The organism is Pararobbsia silviterrae (assembly GCF_003628125.1).
Lineage (GTDB): Bacteria > Pseudomonadota > Gammaproteobacteria > Burkholderiales > Burkholderiaceae > Pararobbsia > Pararobbsia silviterrae.
Genome location: NZ_RBZU01000011.1, coordinates 131721 through 152371 on the forward strand (window position 1 = coordinate 131721; position 20651 = coordinate 152371).

Annotated in this window: 17 protein-coding genes; 8 read left to right on the forward strand and 9 right to left on the reverse strand. The window is 66.2% G+C overall.

What is annotated here, in order from left to right; translation table 11 throughout:
- Window positions 1–27 precede the first annotated feature (27 nt).
- Window positions 28–1434, forward strand: coding sequence for an MFS transporter (locus tag D7S86_RS21550; RefSeq protein ID WP_276313526.1), 1407 nt, complete (start codon window positions 28–30; stop codon window positions 1432–1434).
- A gap of 174 nt (window positions 1435–1608) precedes the next feature.
- Here the strand turns inward: D7S86_RS21550 and secF are convergent, their stop codons facing one another.
- From secF to yajC, 3 genes are all read right to left on the reverse strand, one after another.
- The gene (gene secF / locus D7S86_RS21555; protein WP_121089173.1) at window positions 1609–2559 is read right to left on the reverse strand and encodes a protein translocase subunit SecF; all 951 of its coding nucleotides are present in this window, start codon (window positions 2557–2559) and stop codon (window positions 1609–1611) included.
- Between the two features lie 14 nt (window positions 2560–2573).
- Complete coding sequence (gene secD, locus D7S86_RS21560) at window positions 2574–4589, reverse strand: protein translocase subunit SecD (protein WP_121089175.1); 2016 nt, start codon at window positions 4587–4589, stop codon at window positions 2574–2576.
- Window positions 4590–4718: 129 nt separating this feature from the next.
- Window positions 4719–4985: a preprotein translocase subunit YajC gene (gene yajC / locus D7S86_RS21565; RefSeq protein WP_420813298.1), complete on the reverse strand. Its 267-nt coding sequence runs from the start codon at window positions 4983–4985 to the stop codon at window positions 4719–4721.
- 810 nt (window positions 4986–5795) lie between these two features.
- Here yajC and D7S86_RS21570 point away from each other — a divergent pair.
- Both D7S86_RS21570 and D7S86_RS21575 read left to right on the forward strand, forming a co-directional pair.
- Window positions 5796–6392 carry a hypothetical protein gene (locus tag D7S86_RS21570; protein WP_158602047.1) on the forward strand — a complete coding sequence of 199 codons (597 nt, stop codon included), beginning with the start codon at window positions 5796–5798 and terminating at the stop codon, window positions 6390–6392.
- 131 nt (window positions 6393–6523) lie between these two features.
- Window positions 6524–7240, forward strand: coding sequence for a hypothetical protein (locus D7S86_RS21575; protein WP_121089181.1), 717 nt, complete (start codon window positions 6524–6526; stop codon window positions 7238–7240).
- A gap of 88 nt (window positions 7241–7328) precedes the next feature.
- On the opposite strand, the gene tgt is transcribed toward D7S86_RS21575, so the two are convergent.
- Together tgt and queA are read right to left on the reverse strand one after the other, a co-directional pair.
- A complete protein-coding gene (gene tgt, locus D7S86_RS21580) occupies window positions 7329–8459 on the reverse strand; it encodes a tRNA guanosine(34) transglycosylase Tgt (protein WP_121089183.1) in 1131 nt (376 codons plus the stop codon).
- The gene (queA, locus tag D7S86_RS21585) at window positions 8452–9591 is read right to left on the reverse strand and encodes a tRNA preQ1(34) S-adenosylmethionine ribosyltransferase-isomerase QueA (protein WP_121089185.1); all 1140 of its coding nucleotides are present in this window, start codon (window positions 9589–9591) and stop codon (window positions 8452–8454) included. The genes tgt and queA overlap by 8 nt, the downstream gene beginning before the upstream one ends.
- A gap of 402 nt (window positions 9592–9993) precedes the next feature.
- On the opposite strand from queA, the gene recG reads away from it, so the two are divergent.
- From recG to ubiA, 5 genes are all read left to right on the forward strand, one after another.
- Window positions 9994–12429, forward strand: a complete 2436-nt coding sequence (recG, locus tag D7S86_RS21590; protein ID WP_240648344.1) for an ATP-dependent DNA helicase RecG — start codon at window positions 9994–9996, stop codon at window positions 12427–12429.
- 204 nt (window positions 12430–12633) lie between these two features.
- A complete protein-coding gene (locus D7S86_RS21595; protein WP_121089187.1) occupies window positions 12634–13371 on the forward strand; it encodes a hypothetical protein in 738 nt (245 codons plus the stop codon).
- 140 nt (window positions 13372–13511) lie between these two features.
- Window positions 13512–14483: a LysR substrate-binding domain-containing protein gene (locus tag D7S86_RS21600; protein ID WP_121089189.1), complete on the forward strand. Its 972-nt coding sequence runs from the start codon at window positions 13512–13514 to the stop codon at window positions 14481–14483.
- Window positions 14484–14586: 103 nt separating this feature from the next.
- Window positions 14587–15081 (forward strand): Dps family protein, encoded by a 495-nt coding sequence (locus tag D7S86_RS21605; RefSeq protein WP_121089191.1) that lies wholly within the window; start codon window positions 14587–14589, stop codon window positions 15079–15081.
- Window positions 15082–15129: 48 nt separating this feature from the next.
- Window positions 15130–16002 carry a 4-hydroxybenzoate octaprenyltransferase gene (gene ubiA / locus D7S86_RS21610; RefSeq protein ID WP_121089193.1) on the forward strand — a complete coding sequence of 291 codons (873 nt, stop codon included), beginning with the start codon at window positions 15130–15132 and terminating at the stop codon, window positions 16000–16002.
- An 82-nt stretch (window positions 16003–16084) separates the two neighbouring features.
- Here the strand turns inward: ubiA and proC are convergent, their stop codons facing one another.
- The 4 genes from proC to glcE all read right to left on the reverse strand — a co-directional run bounded on the left by proC (window position 16085) and on the right by glcE (window position 20649).
- Entirely contained in the window at window positions 16085–16900 is an 816-nt protein-coding gene (gene proC, locus D7S86_RS21615; protein WP_121089195.1) for a pyrroline-5-carboxylate reductase, read from the reverse strand.
- A gap of 300 nt (window positions 16901–17200) precedes the next feature.
- Complete coding sequence (locus tag D7S86_RS21620; protein WP_121089198.1) at window positions 17201–17902, reverse strand: YggS family pyridoxal phosphate-dependent enzyme; 702 nt, start codon at window positions 17900–17902, stop codon at window positions 17201–17203.
- Between the two features lie 355 nt (window positions 17903–18257).
- Entirely contained in the window at window positions 18258–19493 is a 1236-nt protein-coding gene (gene glcF, locus D7S86_RS21630; RefSeq protein ID WP_121089200.1) for a glycolate oxidase subunit GlcF, read from the reverse strand.
- A gap of 46 nt (window positions 19494–19539) precedes the next feature.
- Window positions 19540–20649, reverse strand: coding sequence for a glycolate oxidase subunit GlcE (gene glcE / locus D7S86_RS21635; protein ID WP_420813295.1), 1110 nt, complete (start codon window positions 20647–20649; stop codon window positions 19540–19542).
- Window positions 20650–20651 lie beyond the last annotated feature (2 nt).

The following is a 20651-nucleotide window of genomic DNA, read 5'->3' on the forward strand; positions in this document are numbered from 1 at the left end:
CCTTCCTTCACGAGTTCGAGTCTCGCCTTGCCGAATCGCGCGCCCTTGCTGCCCCGTACGGTTCTGATTCCGCTGATCGTGGCGTGCGCGCTGTTCATGGAGCAGATGGATGCGACCGTGATCGCGACATCGCTGCCGATGATCGCGGCCGATCTGCATGAAAGCCCGATTGCGCTGAAGCTCGCGCTCACATCCTACCTCGTGAGTCTCGCGGTATTCATTCCGATTTCGGGGTGGATGGCCGACCGGTTCGGCTCACGCACGATCTTTCGCGCCGCGATCGCGGTGTTCGTCGGGGGTTCGGTGCTCTGCGGGCTGTCGGGCTCGCTCGGCGCATTCGTCGTCGCGCGCTTCGTGCAGGGCATGGGCGGGGCCATGATGGTGCCGGTCGGCCGCACGGTGATCCTGCGCAGCGTGTCGAAGGTCGAACTCGTCCAGGCGCTCAACTACCTCACCATTCCCGCGCTGATCGGACCGATCGTCGGGCCGCCGCTCGGCGGACTCATCACGACCTATCTGCATTGGCGCTGGATTTTCTTCATCAACGTGCCGATCAGCGTCGTCGGCATCTGGCTCGCGACGCGCTTTATCGACGATCTGCGCAGCGATGCGCCGCCGCCGCTCGACTGGCCGGGCTTCGCGTTCTCCGCGGTCGGCCTCAGCGCGACGATGCTGGGTCTCGCGACGGCCGGACGGCATCTCGTATCGGGCCGCGCATCGGCGCTCTGCATCGTCGTCGGCGTGCTCGCGCTCGGCGCGTACTTCGTGCATGCACGGCGCGCGACGCATCCGTTGCTCAGGCTCGAACTGTTCAAGATTCAGACGTTTCGCATCGGCGTGCTCGGCGGATCATTGTTCCGCGCGGGAATCGGCGCGTTGCCGTTCCTGCTGCCGTTGTTCCTGCAGCTCGGATTCGGACTGACGCCGTTCGAGTCGGGCTTGCTGACCTGCACGGCCGCCGCGGGCTCGATGTGCATGAAGACGCTGTCGCGCAAGGTGCTCAGGCGCTTCGGATTTCGCGCGGTGCTGGTCGGTAATATCGCGTTCGCGTCGGCGTCGCTGATGGCGATCGCGCTGTTCTCGGCGAGTACGCCGCATGGTGCGATCGCGCTGACGCTGCTGATCGGCGGCGTGTTTCGTTCGTTGCAGTTCACGAGCCTCAACGCGATTTCGTACGCGGATATCGATCACACCGACGTCAGCCAGGCGTCGAGCATCTCGAGCGCGGTCCAGCAGCTTTCGCTCGGCATGGGCGTGACGATCGGGGCGTTCGCGCTGCAGGCGTCGAGCGCGTTGCAGGGTCATACGACGCTCGTCGCATCGGACTTCCGGCCCGCGTTCGTGTTCATCGGCGTGCTCTCGCTGTGTTCGCTGCGCTTCCTGCGGCAACTGCCCGCGGACGCGGGCGCCGAGATCTCGGGCCGGTCGGCTTAGCGAGGCCACGTGGCCAACGTCGCCAACCTCGTTCAAACATCGCGACGCAAACGAAAAGGGCCGAGTTCCGTGCAATACGGACTCGGCCCTTGTGCGGTCTGAGACCCTGAAAATCAGTCGTCGGATTCGGTCATCCGATGCGGTCCTCGGATGCAGCGCATCCGATTCGTCGACTCAGACTTGCGCTCCCGCGTTCGGATCGTTCGGATCGTGTTTGGCCACCGACTGCTTGAGCAGATCCTCACGACGCACGCCGAGCCACATCGCGAGCGCGGCGGCCACGAAGACCGACGAATAGATCCCGAACAGAATCCCGATCGTCAGCGCGAGCGCGAAGTAGTGCAGCGACGGACCGCCGAACAGGAACATCGAGAGCACCATCATCTGCGTCGAACCGTGCGTGATGATCGTGCGCGACATCGTGCTCGTGATCGCGTGATTGATGACTTCGGTCACGCTCATCTTGCGCTGGCGGCGGAACGTCTCGCGAATCCGGTCGAAGATGACGACCGATTCGTTGACCGAGTAGCCGAGCACCGCGAGCACGGCGGCGAGCACCGACAGCGAGAACTCCCACTGGAAGAACGCGAAGAAGCCCAGGATGATCACGACGTCGTGCAGGTTCGCGATGACGCCCGCGACCGCGTATTTCCATTCGAAGCGGAACGACAGGTAGATCACGATGCCGATCACGACGCAGGCGAGCGCGAGCAAGCCGTTCGTCGCGAGTTCCTTGCCGACCTGCGGTCCGACGAACTCGACGCTCTGAAGCTTCGCGCCCGGATCCTGCTGCTGGAGCGCGGCCATGACCTGGTCGCTTTCCTGCGCCGACGACAGGCCGTTACGCAGCGGCAGCCGGATGATCACGCTGTTCGACGCGCCGAAGTTCGCGACCTGCGCGTCGGTGTAGCCGAGCTTGTCGAGCGTGCCGCGGATCGGATCGGTCTGCGCGACGTGCGGGTACTGGACCTCGACCACGGTACCGCCCGTGAACTCGATCGACAGGTGCAGGCCGCGGTGAATCAGGAAGAACACGGCCGCGAGGAAGGTGATCAACGAGACGACGTTGAACACCAGCGCGTGGCGCATGAACGGAATGTCTTTACGGATGCGGAAAAATTCCATGATGAAGCTCCAGTTCAGCGCTTGGCGGTCGGCGCGCGCTTCGCGCCGGTCGTCTTCGCACCCGCCGCGGCTTTCGCCGCGAGGCCGGAAGGACGGGCGGGCGGGGTCGGCGCGTCGATGACTTCGTCGGCGACTTCGACGCCGTCGTCATCGATGAGATCGATCGACGCCGTCGCGCCGCCCGGACGCCAGACCTGGCCGATCGCGAGCGACTTGAGGCGCTTCTTGCCGCCGTACCAGAGGTTCACGAGGCCGCGCGAGAAGAACACGGCCGAGAACATCGAGGTCAGGATGCCGATGCAGTGCACGATCGCGAAACCGCGCACGGGACCCGAGCCGAACGCGAGCAGCGCGAGACCCGCGATCAGCGTCGTCACGTTCGAGTCGAGAATCGTGCCCCACGCATGCCGGAAGCCTTCGGAGATCGCCGTCTGCGGCGCGGCGCCGCGCCGGAGTTCTTCACGGATGCGCTCGTTGATCAGCACGTTCGAATCGATCGCCATCCCGAGCGCGAGCGCGATGGCCGCGATACCCGGCAGCGTCAGCGTCGCCTGGAGCATCGACAGCACGGCGACGAGCAGCAGCAGGTTGACCGACAGCGCGATCACCGAGAACGCGCCGAACAGCAGGTAGTACGCGATCATGAAGATCGCGATCGCGGCGAAGCCGTACTGAACCGAATCGAAGCCCTTGCGGATATTGTCCGCGCCGAGGCTCGGGCCGATCGTGCGTTCCTCGATGATGTTCATCGGCGCGGCGAGCGAGCCGGCGCGCAGCAGCAGCGCGAGGTCGTTCGCGGCTTCGGTCGAGGCGGCGCCCGTGATCTGGAAGTTCTCGCCGAGTTCGGACTGGATCGTCGCGACGGTCAGCACTTCGCCGGAGCCGCGTTCGAACAGCACGATCGCCATCGGCTTGCCGATGTTGTCGCGCGAGATATCGCGCAGGATCCGGCCGCCGGCCGAGTTGAGCCGGATCTTGACGGCCGGGCGCTGGTGCTCGTCGAACGTCGCGCCCGCGTCGGTGATCTGGTCGCCCGTGAAGATGACCTGCTTGCGCAGCAGGACCGGTGCGCTGTTGCCTTGCGTGAACAGCTGGTCGCCCGGCGGGACCGGATCGGTCGGCGACGGACGCAGGCCGTTCGGATCGGCGAGGCGCGCTTCGAGCGTCGCGGTCCGGCCGATGATGCTCTTGGCCTTCGCCGTGTCCTGCACGCCGGGCAGCTCGACGACGATGCGCTCGGGGCCCTGCTGCTGGATCACGGGTTCGGCGACGCCGAGTTCATTGACGCGGTTATGCAGCGTCGACATGTTCTGCTTGAGCGCGTTGTCCTGGACGGTCTTGATCGCGGCCGGCGAGAACGTGCCGACGAGCTGCGCGCCGTTGGCCGATGCACGCGTATTCCACTGGAGCTCGGTCAGACGGTCGGCGAGCAGCGCGCGGGCCTGATCGGCCGTCGCCGCATCGGCGAAATCGATGACGATCGATTGATCGACGCGGTTCACGCCGCCGTCGCGGATTTCCTTGTCGCGCAGCGCGTTGCGCGCGTCGGTCGCATCGGCTTCGAGGCGCTTCGCGAGCGCGCCGTCCATGTCGACCTGGAGCAGGAAGTGGACGCCGCCGCGCAGATCGAGGCCGAGATACATCGGCAACGCGTGCATGCCCGTGAGCCACTTCGGCGACTTGCTTTGCAGGTTCAGCGCGACGACATAGGTCGGATCGTTCGGATCGGCGTTGAGCGCCTTCGCGAGCACGTCGCGTGCGTGGAGTTGTTCGTCCGTCGTGGCCAGACGCACACGGATGTTCGCCGAGGTCGAGCTGTTGTCGAACGTGATGTCGTCGGCGTGGATCTGGCTCGCCGAGAGCGCGTCCTCGACCTTCTGCATCACGGAGGCGTCGACCTTCGCGGTCGCCTTGCCGCTCGACACCTGCACCGCCGGGGCTTCACCGAAGAAGTTGGGCAGCGTGTAGAGCAGGCCGATGGCAAGCGCCACCAGCATGACGATGTACTTCCAGAGGGGATAACGATTCATGGGATGGCCCAACGAAAAATATCAGGGCGGTGGGGGGCCGGGGCTGAAAACGCGGGCGGCCGCGCAAGGCGCGACCGCCGGTCATTTCACGTCGTCGACTCTTGAGGCCGGTCTCGATCGGTGCGTCGCTCAGAGCGACTTGATCGTGCCCTTGGGCAGGATCGTCGTCACAGCCGTCTTCTGGACGGTGATTTCGACGCCATCGGCGATTTCGACGCCCACATAGGCTTCGCCGACCTTCGACACCTTCCCGACCACACCGCCGTTCGTGATGACTTCATCGCCCTTGGTCATGGCGGCCAACATGTTCCGGACTTCCTTTTGCCGCTTCATCTGGGGTCGAATCATGATGAAGTAGAGCACCGCGAACATCAGCAGCAACGGCAGGAACGTCATGAGGCTCGATTCTGCGCCGCCGCCACCCAGGGACTGCGCATATGCGTTGGAAATAAACACTAAGGTCTCCGTCGACTGAAGCTGGAATTAGCCAGGCATTCTACCACTGCCGCCGCGCCGCGATTTGAGCGCGGGACTCATGTGAAACCCGGCCGCCGCTCGGGTTCTCGGGGGCGTTGCGCGGGTGCGGCCGTCCATTGACGCGGCGCGTTCGGAGACCGGTTGCGCCGCGCCGCATCGCGCGGGGCGGGGCGTCGGGGCTTGGCGTCGGGGTGAGGCGTTGGGGCCTGACATCGGGGTGTGGCACCGGGGCGGCCTCCGGGTGGGTTTGGGATGCGTCCCGCACGAATGCGACCGCCCGGCCGCGTCGAGCAGCGCCTCATCGGTGCGATGGGCGCTTGAGCGTCTTCGGACGCGTCTCGTTCGCGCGTCGAACACGTGGATCGCGCCGGATCGTGGCCGATCCGAGCGCGGACTTCGGGTCTGATCGGTCACGGAGCGCGGCCGCCGCCTTGCCGTCCGTGCTCCGTGCGCACCGCGTCTCGCGGTCTGCCGCGCGATGCCCGGTCGGGCATCGACGATGCAAGGCGATTCGATCAAAAAGGCACCGCCATGCTTGCGTCGTTCAATTCGTCGATATCCTCCGGTTCCTTCACGACATCCGTCATGCCGTCGATCGCGCAGGGTGGCCTCGTGCCGCCCACGCGCGCGACGATCGGGGCGCCACGCACGCCGGCGCCGCGGTTTGCGACGTCGCTCGGCGGCGTGTCTCGGCGCGCACGTCGGGCCGACGAAGCGAGGCCCTTCGAGGTGCGTTCCGATCTGCAATTGGCCGCGACGATATCCGACCAGGTTCGGCGCGGTCTGAGCTTCGAACAGATCGTGCGTGGCGCGCGATCGCAAATCGAGGCGGCACCGTCGCCGATCGCGTGTCCGATCGCCAGGCCCGGGTTGCTCGAAGCGGATGCGCGGGCGGACGATCTGTACACCTCGCCGGCAGCGGGTCGGCCGTTGCGTTTGTCGGCGCGTACGCTTGCATCGGGCGCCTACGTGCGAGGGTTGCACGGCAGGCGCGGCGAGCGGCCGATCGAATATTGCGCGGAACTGCCGCGCGATACGGCCTATTTGTTCGTGTCTCTCGCGGGCGGGACCGGCGGGGCGGCGCTCTCCGTGCACCGGGTCGACGGCAGCGTGGTGCCTGTCTGCGAGCGTGTGGGACTCGATAACGGAACGAGCAAGGCGTGCGTCGTCGATCTGCGCGCGGCGGCGCTCGCCACCGAGGGCACGCTGGTCGTGCGTATCGCCACGCTCGAGAAGGTCCGGTCGTTTCAACGGGTCGCGCTGAGCATCAAGGCGTCCGACTTCGCGGGGGCGTCCTTGGGCGCGCGGATGCCTGCCGGCAGATAGGCTCGGCGCGTCGATGCGCTCGAACGCGCCCCCGACGTGTCAGAACACGCGCCCTTGCGATGTTTTGTGCAATACGCGTATGTCCGTTGCGGCTCATAGTGCGCGGAAGCTGATCAATCACGAGGTCAATCATGCCGATCCAGTCCATCACGCCCTATTCCGCTGCGCGTATCCAGACGTCCCCGGGTCATGCCGTCAGTCCCCCGCTCGATGGGTTGAACGTGACGGGAATCCATTCGATCCCCTCCGCCGACGCGCCGATGTCGAACCTGTCGAAACGCGATACGGACATCCTCACGCGTACGCTGGCGAGCGGGCGCATCGAAACGATGAGCTATGCCGACTACGCCAAGGCCTTCGACATGTCGCCGGAGCAGGCGAGTGGCGATGGGGAGCCGATCGAACACGGGGCGCGCCCGGCGCGGTCGGCCCCCGCCGAGTTAAAAGCGGGGCGGGCCAGCCGCGGCGAAGCGATTCGAATCAAGCTGTCGGAGTTTCATCGCGAGGTGACGCGACAAGACGGCGAGTTGCGCTGTCGTCGCGCGACGGGGTTTCGCAAGCTGAATATGAACGAAGGTCGCGAGAGCCGGATTCGCATTGCGGTGTCGAAAACAGCGACGGCACTGTCCATCGCGGCGTCGCGTAGCGCGGGCTTCAGCATGCGCATCCTGGGCGTCACGCATTCGAAAATCCGGTGCCTCGCTTTGGGCCTGCCGGTGACGGAGGTGCACTTGTGTCGCGTCACGCTTGACCCGCGGGACCGCCCGGTCGGGCGGCAGTTCTTGGACTTGCGGTTCGACCCCGAGGGGGCCAACGACCCGATCGACTTCAAGACCTGTTATCGCTGAGGCGGGCCCTGGCTGACGGCGTCGCACGAAGCCCGTCGGCGCCGTCGGCCGGGATCGACGCGCCCGTCGGGTTCGGCGCGTCGATCCGCTACGTTGCGCCGCGTGCGCGTTCCGCGTGGAATTTCACGCGGAACGCCTCGAACGCGTGGTCCTCGATCGCCTTGCGGACCTCGCTCATGAGTTCGAGGTAGTAGTGGAGGTTATGAATCGTGTTGAGCTGCGCGCCGAGGATTTCACCGACGCGATGCAGATGATGCAGATAGCTGCGCGTGAAGTTCCGGCATGTGTAGCATGCGCACGATTCGTCGAGCGGCCGCAGGCTGGCCTTGTGCGACGCGTTCTTGATCTTGACGTCGCCGAAACGCGTGAACAGCCAGCCGTTGCGCGCATTGCGCGTGGGCATCACGCAGTCGAGCATGTCGACGCCGAGCGCGACGCTTTCGACGAGATCTTCGGGCGTGCCGACGCCCATCAGATAGTGCGGCTTCTGCGCGGGCAGTTTCGGACCGATGTGCGAAAGCACGCGCATCATGTCTTCCTTCGGTTCGCCGACCGAGAGGCCGCCGATCGCGAGACCGTCGAAGCCGATATCGGCGAGGCCCGCGAGCGATTCGTCGCGCAGATCCTCGTACATGCCGCCCTGGACGATGCCGAACAGCGCGTTCGGGTTCTCGAGCCGGCGGAATTCGTCGATCGAGCGCTTCGCCCAGCGCATCGACATGCGCATCGAGTCGGCCGCGTCCTTGTGGTTCGTCGGTACGCCGTCCGTCGCGTACGGCGTGCACTCGTCGAACTGCATGACGATGTCCGAATTGAGCACGCGCTGGATCTGCATCGAGACTTCGGGCGACAGGAACAGACGGTCGCCGTTGATCGGCGACGCAAACGTCACGCCTTCCTCGCTGATCTTGCGCAGCTCGCCGAGGCTGAAGACCTGGAAGCCGCCCGAGTCCGTGAGGATCGGCTTGTTCCAGCCCATGAAGCCGTGCAGGCCGCCGTGCGCGGCCATGATCTCGTTGCCGGGCCGCAGCCAGAGGTGAAACGTATTGCCGAGGATGATCTGCGCGCCGATCTCGTCGAGATCGCGCGGCGTCATCGCCTTGACGGTGCCGTAGGTGCCCACGGGCATGAAGATCGGCGTCTCGATGACGCCGTGATTGAGCGTCAGGCGGCCGCGACGCGCGTGGCCGTCGGTCGTCAGAAGGTCGAATTTAAGCATGGTCGGGGATCGGGGCGGCGCGCGTGAGCAGCATCGCGTCGCCGTAGCTGAAGAACCGGTAGCGCTGCGCGATCGCGTGGCGGTAGGCCGCGCGGATCGTCTCGTAACCGGCGAAGGCCGACACGAGCATGAGCAAGGTCGACTTGGGCAAATGGAAGTTCGTGACGAGCCGGTCCACGATGTTGAACGTATAGCCCGGCGTGATGAAGATATCGGTCTCGGCGCTGCCCGCGCGCAGCGTGCCCGGCGCCGCGCCGGCCCGGATCGCGTCGCGCGCGGCGGCTTCGAGCGCGCGCATCGACGTCGTGCCGACCGCGATCACGCGGCCGCCGCACGCGCGCGTTGCGGCGATCTCGTCGACGAGCGACGCCGGGATGTCGTACCACTCGGTGTGCATCGTGTGATCGGCAAGCTTTTCGGTGCGCACGGGCTGAAACGTGCCCGCGCCGACGTGCAGCGTCAGCGTCGCGCGCCGCACGCCCGCGGCGTCGAGCGCGTCGAGCAGCGTCGCATCGAAGTGCAGACCCGCGGTGGGCGCGGCGACCGCGCCCGGATTCGCCGCGTAGACCGTCTGATAGCGCGTTTCGTCGAGCGCGTCGGCTTCGTGCGTGATGTACGGTGGCAGCGGCAGGCGGCCGTATTGCTCGATCAGCGTCAGGCAGTCGTCGGGGAAGTGCAGCGTGAAAAACGGCTCGACGCGCGGGCCGATCGTGACGTCGAATGCATCGGCGAGACGGATCGTCGTGCCTTCGCCGGGGCTCTTGCTCGCGCGGATCTGCGCGAGCGCCGTGCGCGGACCGGTCAGGCGTTCGATGAGGACTTCGATCTTGCCGCCGCTGGCCTTGTGGCCGTGAAAGCGCGCCTTGAGCACCTTCGTATCGTTGAAGACGAGCAGGTCGCCGGGCGATACGCACGCGAGGAGTTCGGAGAAGTGCCGGTCGATCAGGGTCGGATCGATGCCCGTTCCTGTGCCGGGGTTTGCGGCGAGGCCTGTGTCTATCGCCGCGCCGGTACCCGCGTCGGTACCCCCGTGCGTCACTTCAAGCAGCCGGCTCGCCGTGCGATCGGCAAGCGCGGTCTGCGCGATGAGGTCGGGCGGAAGATCAAAGTCGAAATCGGAAAGCGTGTACATGCAATGGCGCGTGCGCCGGACACTCGGTCGGGCGGGGGGATCGTGCGGAAAACCGACATTGTAACGATGCGCGACGCGCGTACGCAGGAAGGGCGCGGGAAGCGGTCGTGAAGGCGCGTCGAAGGGGCGGCGAAGGGGGGCGGCGAAGGGGGGCGGCGAAGGGGGGCGGCGAAGGCGGCGTGGAAGGGAGGCACGAAGGCGATGTAGACGAGCGCGGCGACGGTGAGCGGGCGTTGGAGCGGAGGCGGCAAGGCGACGAACAGGGCGGCGCGTTGATGACCGCACGTGGAGAACGTGTCGATCCGGCGAGCGCGTGTGTCGGATTAGAATCGGGCCTCGCGCGGACCCTTGCCAGTGCATGCCCGGCACGGGCAGGATCTCGGTTTGCGTGAATTCGTCTCGATGCCCGTGCCCAAACTGCCGACCGCCACTGCCGATTCGCTGTCCGAGATGCATCCCGAGCCTGGGGATGCGGCGCCGTCGGCACGGCCGGAAGGGTCGGCACGCGCCATCGGGCGCGGAGCGAAAGCCGCTGAGAACGCGCCGAAGACCCCCAAGGCGGAGGACGGGCCCAAGGCACCTGAAGCCCCGAAAGCGGCCAAGGCAGCCAAGGCCCCTAAAGCCCCTAAAGCAGCCAAAGTCCCTCGCAAACCCGAGACGACGGCCGACAAGCTTGCGCGCATGGGGCTATCGCGCGATATCGATCTCGTTCTGCATCTGCCGATGCGCTACGAGGACGAAACCGCCATTGTGCCGATCGACGACCTGCTTCCGGGGCAATCGGCCCAGGTCGAAGGCGTCGTCGTCGACAACGAGATCGCGTTCCGGCCGCGCCGCCAGATGGTCGTCAAGATCGTCGACGACGCACGCGGCGAACTCACGCTGCGGTTTCTCAATTTCTACGGCAGTCAGACCAAACAGCTCGCCGTCGGGACGCGCGTGCGTGCGCGCGGCGATGTGCGCGGCGGATTTTTCGGTATGGAAATGGTCCATCCGGCCTATCGCGTCGTCGCTGAAGGCGATCCGTTGCCGCAATCGCTGACGCCGGTCTACCCGAGTACGGCCGGCGTGCCGCAGGCCTATCTGCGCAAGGCGATCGACCGGGCGCTCGAACATACGTCCTTGCCGGAGCTGCTGCCCGCCGCGATCGCCGCCGCCTACCTCGATCCGATGAACGTGCCGCCGCTCGCGCAGGCAGTCCGCATGCTTCACCATCCGGGTACCGCGGAGAACGAGCACGCGCTGATGGACGGATCGCATCCCGCGTGGCTGCGGATCAAGTTCGAGGAGCTGCTCGCGCAACAACTGTCGCTGCAGCGCGCACACGCGGCGCGGCGCGCGCGGTCCGCGCCGCTGCTGGCGCGCCGCCAGGACGCGCCCGATTCGCTCGTCGCGCGCTTCGAGCGCGCGCTGCCGTTCGCACTGACCGAGGCGCAGCAGCGCGTCTGGCGCGAGATCGGCGCCGAACTCGAGGCCGCGCATCCGATGCAGCGACTGCTTCAGGGCGACGTCGGCAGCGGCAAGACGATCGTCGCCGCGCTCGCGGCCGCGCAGGCGATCGACGCGGGTTACCAGGCTGCGCTGATGGCCCCGACGGAAATCCTCGCGGAACAGCATGCGCGCAAGCTGCGAAGCTGGCTCGAACCGCTCGGCGTTCAGGTCGCGTGGCTCGCGGGCAGCCTCAAGGCGCGCGAGAAGCGCGCGGCGGTCGAGGCCGCCGCGAACGGGACCGCGCAACTGATCATCGGCACGCATGCGCTCGTGCAGGACACCGTGGATTTCGCACGACTCGGATTGGTCATCGTCGACGAACAACATCGATTCGGCGTCGCGCAACGGCTGGCCCTGAGGAGCAAGGCGAAAGGAGCGCGCGCCTCGAACGCGGACGATACCGGTCACGCGCGCTCGGACGAGGCGCGCGCAACGGCGGTCGGTTCCGATAAGCGGCACGCGTCGCCCGATCCGCGGACCGCGACGCGTCGGGACGCCGACCCGGACGCGGATTCTGACGCATTCCAGCCCCACCAACTCATGATGAGCGCGACGCCGATCCCGCGGACGCTCGCGATGACGTACTACGCGGATCTCGATGTTTCGACGCTCGACGAGCTGCCGCCGGGCCGCACGCCCGTGCTGACCAAGCTCGTCTCGGACGCGCGGCGCGACGAGGTCATCGCGCGCGTGCGGCAGGCGGCGCTCGGCGGCCGGCAGGTCTACTGGGTGTGCCCGTTGATCGAGGAAAGCGAGGCGCTGCAGCTTCAGACGGCCGTCGATACGCATGCGACGCTCGTCGCCGCGCTGCCCGAACTCGCGGTCGGCCTCGTGCACGGCAAGCTCGCGCCCGCCGACAAGGCGGCCGTCATGTCGGGGTTTATCGATAACCGCATTCAATTGCTCGTCGCGACGACGGTGATCGAAGTCGGCGTCGATGTGCCGAATGCGTCGCTGATGGTCATCGAACACGCCGAGCGTTTCGGCCTCGCGCAGCTTCATCAATTGCGCGGACGCGTGGGTCGCGGGACCGCGGCCTCGGTCTGCGTGCTCGTGTATGCGAATCCGCTGTCGTTGACGGCGCGCGCGCGGCTGTCGACGATGCGCGAGACGGCCGACGGCTTCGAGATCGCGCGGCGCGACCTCGAGATCCGCGGGCCCGGCGAATTTCTCGGCGCGCGGCAATCGGGCGCCGCCATGCTGCGCTTTGCGGATATCAACGAAGACGGCTGGATGATCGAGCCGGCGCGCAGTGCGGCAACGCGTCTGCTCAGTGATTTCCCCGCCGCCGCTCAAGCGCATCTCGACCGCTGGCTTGGCGGGCGCGAACATTTTCTGAAGGCGTGAGGCGCACGCCTCACCTGGAGATCGATTGACCGATTCGGAATTTGAAAATGTCGAGTGTCCGTGCTGACTAAGCTCGCGACGCGTATTCACTCGATGCTTGAAGCGTGTGGTTGCAGCGGCACCGTTGCCGCCATCGAGCGCGAAGCGCACGCGACGTCGCTTCGATCGGGTCGCGTCTCTTCAAATCGGTTTAGGAGTGTCACGATGATGCTGAATCCGCGGGTGGCGACGGCCACATGGTCCCAACGATCCCACCCGGTCGCTCAGGCGCCGTCGCCGAGAACCGCCGCCGCGTCGGCGCGCACGGTCGATGAGCGCCGCTTCGGCAATCTCTCGGAGGCCGAGGCGGAGGGCCTCGCACGCACGCTTTCGACGGCCCGTGGCATGCGAAATGTCACGTTCGATGCCTACGGCGCGCGTTGGCGGCGCGAGACACGTGCGTGCGTGACGGGCGAGCCGCACCGGACCGATTTATCGGCGACCGGCCAATGCTATTTGACGCGCCGCCCGGACGCGGATCCCCAAGATCGCTTCGTCGGCGCGCCCCAGTTCGTCGGGGCGCGATTTCGAACCTATCCGATCAAGACGCAGACCGATTTGACATTTTGCCGGCGCGATATCGGGACCTCGGAGTCGATCCTGATGCGCGGCGAACGCGGCACGCTTTACCGGATTCGCGTGGAGCTGCCGCAATCGTCGGAGCCGTACAACCTCGAGCTTATTGCGGACGGGAAGTGCAAATTCGTCATGCGTACTTTCGCGGGGATCGGCTGTTCGACCAAGGTCCTCGAAGCGGGCGATGACGGCACGATTGCGCTGACGGTGCGCGAAGGACAGGTCGCGGGTCAGAAAACCGTGACCGTCGAGGTCTTCCCGATCGAGTCGGGCCGTATCGAATTCCGCACGGTCAAATACCGTAATACGTCACGCGCGCGCACGTGACGCGGCGAAACCCGGCGCGAGGACTCGGCTTGGCCCTGTCCTCGCGACGTCGGCGCCGATTTATGTGAGCGCCTTCTTGGCGAAGCCATCCGCAAGGTGTATAAGAGGGAAAACCTATCGAAGCGCCTTGTTGATAATCAATGACTTTAACGGAACTCAAATATATCGTGGCCGTCGCCCGCGAACGGCACTTCGGTCGTGCGGCCGAGGCCTGCTTCGTGAGCCAGCCGACGCTGTCCGTTGCGATCAAGAAACTCGAAGACGAACTCAATGTTCAGATCTTCGAGCGCGGCACGAGTGAAGTCAGTGTGACGCCCGTCGGCGAGCAGATCGTCGCGCAAGCGCAGCGCGTGCTCGAACAGACGCTCGCGATCAAGGAAATCGCGAAGCAGGGCAAAGACCCGCTGATCGGATCGCTGCGGCTCGGCGTGATCTACACGATCGGACCCTATTTGCTGCCGACGCTCGTCAAGCAGATGATCGACGCGGTGCCGCAGATGCCGCTGATGCTTCAGGAAAACTACACGCTCAAGCTCATCGAACTGCTCAAGCAGGGCGAGATCGACGCCGCGATCCTGGCGCTGCCGTTTCCCGAGACCGGACTCATGGTGCGGCCGCTGTACGACGAACCGTTCGTCGTCGCGGTGCCGGCCGGCCATCGCTGGGAAACGCGCGACGCGATCGACGCCGACGATCTCAAGCAGGAGACGATGCTGCTGCTCGGCTCGGGCCACTGTTTCCGGGACCATGTGATCGGCGTGTGCCCCGAGCTCATGCGTTTTTCGCAGAACTCGGACGGCATCCAGAAGACGTTCGAAGGCTCGTCGCTCGAAACGATCCGCCATATGGTCGCGAGCGGCGTCGGCATCACGGTGCTGCCGCGCACGTCGCTGCCCCAGGCCGGCGCGATGATCGATATCGCCGCCGCCAATACCGATGCGGGGCTGCTGCGCTATGTGCCGTTCCGCGAGCCGGTTCCCGACCGCCGCGTCGTGCTCGTCTGGCGCAAGAGCTTCACGCGCCAGAAGGCCATCGACGCCATTTTCGACGCCGTCATGGCGTGTCAAATCCCCGGTGTGAAGCGTCTCGATTTGCCGGCGAACGTCAACTGAGTCTGACGACGATCAAGCACCCTGCGTCATGCGGTCCGATGGCGCGGGTGCTTCGGCTACACTCTTGAAGATCACGCCGTTTTCCGTTCCCCGAGGAGTCCGCATGGCCAAGAAAGAAGCAAGCAGCCCTTCGATCAATATCGGTATCAGCGACAAGGACCGCAAGAAGATTGCGGACGGCCTGAGCCGCCTGCTCGCCGATACGTACACGCTCTATCTGAAGACGCACAATTTCCACTGGAACGTCACGGGCCCGATGTTCAACACGCTGCACCTGATGTTCGAGGGGCAGTACAACGAACTCGCGCTGGCCGTCGATTCGATCGCCGAACGCATTCGCGCGCTGGGCTTCCCGGCGCCGGGTACGTACAAGGAGTTCGCGAAGCTGTCGTCGATTCCCGAAGCGGACGGCGTGCCGTCGGCCGAAGACATGATCCGCCAGCTCGTCGAGGGTCACGAGGCCGTGACGCGGACCGCGCGCGCGACCTTCCCCGAGACCGACGCGGCAGCCGACGAACCGAGCGCCGACTTGCTGACCCAGCGCATGCAGACGCACGAGAAGACCGCGTGGATGCTGCGCTCGCTGCTCGTCGCCTGACCCTGTTCTAACGTATCGACGCCCCGTGCAAGCGGGGCGTAGCGCATCATGAGTTCTGCTTCCCTGACGTCCCGGCTCCCGCAGTATCTGCGGCTGATCCGGATGGACAAGCCGATCGGCAGCTTGCTGCTGCTCTGGCCGACGCTCAACGCGCTGTGGATCGCCGCGCACGGACATCCGACGCCGGGCGTGCTCGTCATCTTCATCGTCGGCACGGTGCTCATGCGCTCGGCCGGCTGCGCGATCAACGATTACGCCGACCGCGATTTCGATCTGCACGTGCGGCGCACCGCGCAACGTCCGCTGACCTCGGGCCGTATTCACGCATGGGAAGCGATCACCATCGCGATCGTGCTCTCGCTGATCGCGTTTCTGCTGATCCAGCCGCTCAACGGCCTGACGAAGCAGTTGTCGGTCGTCGCGCTGTTCGTCGCGGGCACCTATCCGTTCATGAAACGGTTTTTCGCGATCCCGCAGGCGTATCTGGGCATCGCGTTCGGCTTCGGCATTCCGATGGGCTTCGCGGCCGTCCAGAACGCGGTGCCGCCGCTTGCATGGCTCATGCTCGCCGCGAATGTCTTCTGGTCGATCGCGTACGACACCGAATATGCGATGGTCGATCGCGAGGACGATCTCAAGATCGGCATCCGGACCTCGGCGATCACGTTCGGCCGGTTCGACGTGCTCGCGATCATGCTCTGCTATGCGGCGGTCTGCGCGATCTACGCGGGCATCGGCGTGGCGTTGCACTACACGTGGCCGTACTGGATCGGTCTCGCGGGGGCAGTCGTCTGCGTGATCATGCACTACCGGATGATCCGGACGCGCGATCCGAAGGGCTGTTTTGCCGCGTTTCGCCATAACAACTGGCTCGGCGGCATCCTGTTCGCGGGCATCGCCGCGCATTACGCGTTGTCGTAAGGGACGCGTAGGGGGCAGGGCGGCGCGCGGCATCGAGCGCCGCGGTCCGCCCGTCGCGGTTCGCCCGTCGGTTTGGCCAGTCTTAGCTGCGGCCGAATTCTTCGCCCATCTCGAAGGCGCGATCACGGGCCGCTGACGTGCCTTTGACGATCGCTTCGGCGATACCCGATTCCATGAACGAGGCGATCGCCGCCGCCGTCGTGCCGCCCTTGGACGTCACGCGCTCGCGCAGCAGGCTCAGCGGTTCGTCGGACTGCGCGGCGAGTTGCGCGGCGCCCGTGAAGGTCCCCACGGCGAGGCGGCGCGCCTCGTCGGCCGGGAAGCCGAGATTCTGCGCCGCCTTCGCGAGCGCTTCCATGAAGTAGAAGACATAGGCGGGTCCGCTGCCGGAGAGCGCCGTGATGCTGTCGATCTCTGTCTCGCTGTTGCACCAGACCACTTCTCCGACGGCCTCGAGCACCTGCTCGGCGAGCTCGCGCCCGTCCTGATTGACGGTCGGCGCGGCGAGCAGTCCCGTGACGCCGAGCCCGACGAGCGCCGGCGTATTCGGCATCGCACGCACGATCCGCGTATGGCCGCCGAGCCAGCGCGCGACATCGCCGGAGCGCACGCCGGCCGCGATGCTGATGATCAACTGACGTTCGGCGATGAACGGGCGGATTGCCTCCGCGGCTTCCTTGAGCGTCTGCGGTTTGACCGCGAGCACGATCGCATCGTAGTCGGCGAGTTTGCCTGTCGGTGCATCGGCGGTGACGATCCGGAACGCCTTCTCGAGGCGCTCGCGCGTCTCGGCGATCGGGTCGATCGCGTAGATATAGGCTGCCGCGGTGCCTTGCTTGATCAAGCCGCCGATCAGGGCGGACGCCATGTTGCCGCCACCGATGAATGCAATTTTCATGGTCGAACGTGTCTGCGTGAGTGTGCGTAAGAGGAATTCCGTCCGGGGACGCCGGACCGGTGCTGCATTGTGTCCGCCCGCGATTGTGCTGTCGGAGCGCAATAGAAGGAAGTTTCGCGTGCGATCCGTGGCATTCCTGCACGCGGACCGCCGGCTTCGGATCGATCGTGACGACGTCGATGCGGCGTGTTTTTCCGCTCGCGGTCCGGATGGCGGCCGCGGCGGATCGTGCGAGACGCCATGGCGCGCGGCGCGGCGGGCCACCCGATGGCTCGCTGAAGCGGGCGCTCTGCGGGGCGCTCAGTGGCTTGCATAGTCGCGCGTGCCGAACACGGCCGTCCCCACGCGCACGATCGTCGCGCCTTCGAGAATCGCGGCTTCGAGATCGTCGGACATGCCGATCGACAGCGTGTCGAGCGCGAGGCCGTCGTTGCGCAGGACATCGAACAACGCGCGCAACGCACGGTGCGGCATGCGTTGCGCTTCAAGCGTCTGCGCGGGTTCGGGAATCGCCATGAGTCCGCGCAGCCGCAGTCTCGGGAGCGCGGCGACGGCGCGCGCGACCTCGGGGACGGCGTCGGCCGCAAGCCCGCTTTTGGTCGCTTCGCCGCTGATATTGACCTGGATACAGACGTTGAGCGGCGCGAGATGCTCGGGTCGCTGCGCCGACAGGCGCTCGGCGATCTTGAGCCGATCCACCGAGTGGACCCAGTCGAAGTGTTCGGCGATCGGGCGCGTCTTGTTGCTTTGGACGGGACCGATGAAATGCCATTCGATCGCGGGCCTCAGATCGGCGAGCGCCTCGATCTTGGCGAGCGCTTCTTGCAGATAGCTTTCGCCGAAGATCCGTTGTCCATGCCGGTGAGCATCCCGGATCGCCTCGGCGGGGAAGGTCTTCGATACCGCCATGAGTTCGACCGACGACGCACTGCGGTGCGCATCGGCGGCGGCGAGTCCGATGCGGCGGCGGACGGTGTCAAGGCGGACTGCGATGTCAGACATGGAAATGCGGCGAGAAAACGCGGGCGCCGGTCGGCCCCTGGTCGGCGATACAGGCAATAACGGCGAATTATACGGGGCGCTTAAGGACGGATCGTGTCCGCGTCTTGGTGCGAACCGTCGGGTATCCGCCGCGTCGCACCGGATACGCCGGATACGCCGGATACGCCGGATACGCCGGATACGCCGGATACGCCGGATACGCCAGATACGCCAGATACGCCAGATACGCCAGATACGCCAGATACGCCAGATACGCCAGATACGCCAGATACGCCAGATACGCCAGATACGCCAGATACGACCGACATGACCCATGCGCCCGACACGCGGGCACGGGCGCGGCGTCGCGGCCTCGCTAGCTGATCATGCGATCGACGAGTTCGATCCAGTGCATGACGGGCTTCGACGTGCCGCTTTGCAGATGGGCGAGACACCCGATATTGCCCGAAACGATCGCTTGCGGTTCGGTCGCGGCGAGCTTGCCGAGCTTCTGATCGCGCAAGCGGTAGGACAGGCCCGGCTGGAGGATCGAATAGGTGCCGGCGGATCCGCAGCACAGATGGCTGTCGGCAGGCAGGCGGACTTCGACGCCGAGGCCGGCGAGCAGGTTCTCGACGCTGCCGCGGACCTGCTGGCCATGCTGGAGCGTACACGGCGGATGGTAGGCGACGACATGGAGATCGCGCCGCGCGCCGCGCTCGGTCGCGCGTTCGGCGAGTTCGGTCTCGAATCCCGGCAGGATTTCGCAGACATCGCGCGTGAGTTCGCTGATGCGGCGCGCCTTGGCGGCATAGAGCGGATCGTTGCGCAGCAGGTGTCCGTACTCGCGTACGGTCGCGCCGCATCCCGACGCGTTCATGACGATCGCCTCGACGCCCGCCTCGATATGCGGCCACCACGCGTCGATATTGCGGCGCATGTCTTCGAGCGCCTCGTCCTCGTAGCTCAGATGCAGGCGCAACGCGCCGCAGCAGCCCGCGGACGGCGCGCTGACGAGCTGCACGCCGAGCGCGTCGAATACGCGCGCGGTCGCCGTATTGATATTGGGCATCATCGAAGGCTGCACGCAGCCGTCGAGCATCAACATCTTGCGCGGATGCGAGCGCGTGGGCCGTACGCCGGCCGCTCGGCGCGCGGGCAGCTTGTCGCGGAGCTTGCGCGGCAGCACGCGGCGAAACCGGAGTCCGACGAGATACATCGGCGCGAACAGCGTCGGCTGCGGCAGCACGGTTGCGAGCGCGCGCCGCAGCACGCGCTGCGCGAGCGTACGCGGCACCGTCTGCTCGACGTGCTTGCGCCCGATTTCGACGAGCCGTCCGTATTGCACGCCCGACGGACAGGTCGATTCGCAACTGCGGCACGTCAGGCATCGATCGAGATGCTGCTGGGTGCTGCGCGTGACCGGCGCGCCCTCGACCATTTGCTTGATCAGATAGATCCGCCCGCGCGGCCCGTCGAGCTCGTCGCCGAGGAGCTGGTACGTCGGACACGTTGCGGTGCAGAAGCCGCAATGCACGCACTTGCGCAGGATCCGTTCGGCTTCGTCGCCGTCGGGCGTCGAGCGCATGAATTCGGCAAGGTTCGTTTGCATGAAGGATCGGTCTGGGTTGCTTGGCAGGCGCCGCACGCGCGCGGCGTCAGAAGTCAGGGTAGAGGCGGCCCCGGTTGAAGATGCTCGCGGGATCGAACTGTTGCTTGAGCCGCCGATGAATCGCCATCAACGGGGGCGCGAGCGGCGTGAAGACCCCGAGCCGCTTGTCGCCGCCGCGGAACAGCGTCGCATGGCCGCCGCCCTGGTAGGCGTTCACGCGCAGTTGCTGCGGATCGATGTCGGTGACCCACCAGCGCTGCGCGCACCCCCATTCCATCAGACGTTGTCCCTGCAGCGGCGCGGGCTCCGCGATCGGCGGCACCGCGATACGCCATAGACCGCAGCCGTCGGGGATATCGGTGAAGTACGGGTCGGTCTGCTCGCGCAAGCCGTCCCAGAACCGCGTGGCTTCGACGGCGTCGACGGCTTCGCCGCCGAGGGTGGTTCGAGCGGACTTGATCGCGGCTTCGGCGCCCGAAAGCCGGATCGCCATGACGCCGTTGCGCCAGGCCGTCGCCGAGATCGGCAGCGGACGTCCCGCCCATTCGTTGATCTTGCGCACCGCATCGCTCGCATTGCATTCGAACTTGAGCGTGGTCTCGGCGACCGCGACGGGCAGCACCTTGAGCGAGACGTCGAGAATCAGGCCGAGCGTGCCGAGCGAGCCCGCCATGAGCCGCGCGACGTCATAGCCCGCGACGTTTTTCATGACGCGGCCGCCGAAGTTCAAGCGTTGACCGTTTCCGTCGAGGATCGACGCGCCGAGCACGAAGTCGCGGATCGCGCCCGCGAAGGGCCGGCGGGGACCCGCGAGTCCCGCGGCGACGACGCCGCCGATCGTCGCGAGACCGCCGTCGCCGAGATGCGTGAAATGCGGCGGTTCGAAGGCGAGCATCTGCTGACGGCCGGCGAGCACCTGCTCGATCTCGGCGAGCGGCGTGCCGCAGCGCGCCGTGATCACGAGTTCGGCGGGGTCGTACTCGATGATGCCGGAATAGGCGCGCGTATCGAGCACGTCGCCCGTGAGCGATTGCCCGTACCAGTCCTTCGTGCCGCCGCCGCGGATGCGCAGCGGCCGGCGTTGCGCCGTCGCTGCGGTGATCTGCGAGCGAAACGCGTCGATCACATTGGCTTCCGGGATCCGTGAACGTTCCATCG

What these genes read in the sequence shown, in the direction of transcription:
- queA (WP_121089185.1), bottom strand. Translation starts at nt 9,591, where the DNA reads ATGTACACGCTTTCCGATTTCGACTTTGATCTTCCGCCCGACCTCATC.
- D7S86_RS21595 (WP_121089187.1), top strand. Translation starts at nt 12,634, where the DNA reads ATGATGCTGAATCCGCGGGTGGCGACGGCCACATGGTCCCAACGATCC.
- glcF (WP_121089200.1), bottom strand. Translation starts at nt 19,493, where the DNA reads ATGCAAACGAACCTTGCCGAATTCATGCGCTCGACGCCCGACGGCGAC.
- secF (WP_121089173.1), bottom strand. Translation starts at nt 2,559, where the DNA reads ATGGAATTTTTCCGCATCCGTAAAGACATTCCGTTCATGCGCCACGCG.
- tgt (WP_121089183.1), bottom strand. Translation starts at nt 8,459, where the DNA reads ATGCTTAAATTCGACCTTCTGACGACCGACGGCCACGCGCGTCGCGGC.
- glcE (WP_420813295.1), bottom strand. Translation starts at nt 20,649, where the DNA reads ATGGAACGTTCACGGATCCCGGAAGCCAATGTGATCGACGCGTTTCGC.
- D7S86_RS21600 (WP_121089189.1), top strand. Translation starts at nt 13,512, where the DNA reads ATGACTTTAACGGAACTCAAATATATCGTGGCCGTCGCCCGCGAACGG.
- recG (WP_240648344.1), top strand. Translation starts at nt 9,994, where the DNA reads ATGCCCGTGCCCAAACTGCCGACCGCCACTGCCGATTCGCTGTCCGAG.
- secD (WP_121089175.1), bottom strand. Translation starts at nt 4,589, where the DNA reads ATGAATCGTTATCCCCTCTGGAAGTACATCGTCATGCTGGTGGCGCTT.
- D7S86_RS21620 (WP_121089198.1), bottom strand. Translation starts at nt 17,902, where the DNA reads ATGTCTGACATCGCAGTCCGCCTTGACACCGTCCGCCGCCGCATCGGA.
- D7S86_RS21605 (WP_121089191.1), top strand. Translation starts at nt 14,587, where the DNA reads ATGGCCAAGAAAGAAGCAAGCAGCCCTTCGATCAATATCGGTATCAGC.
- D7S86_RS21575 (WP_121089181.1), top strand. Translation starts at nt 6,524, where the DNA reads ATGCCGATCCAGTCCATCACGCCCTATTCCGCTGCGCGTATCCAGACG.
- yajC (WP_420813298.1), bottom strand. Translation starts at nt 4,985, where the DNA reads ATGACGTTCCTGCCGTTGCTGCTGATGTTCGCGGTGCTCTACTTCATC.
- ubiA (WP_121089193.1), top strand. Translation starts at nt 15,130, where the DNA reads ATGAGTTCTGCTTCCCTGACGTCCCGGCTCCCGCAGTATCTGCGGCTG.
- proC (WP_121089195.1), bottom strand. Translation starts at nt 16,900, where the DNA reads ATGAAAATTGCATTCATCGGTGGCGGCAACATGGCGTCCGCCCTGATC.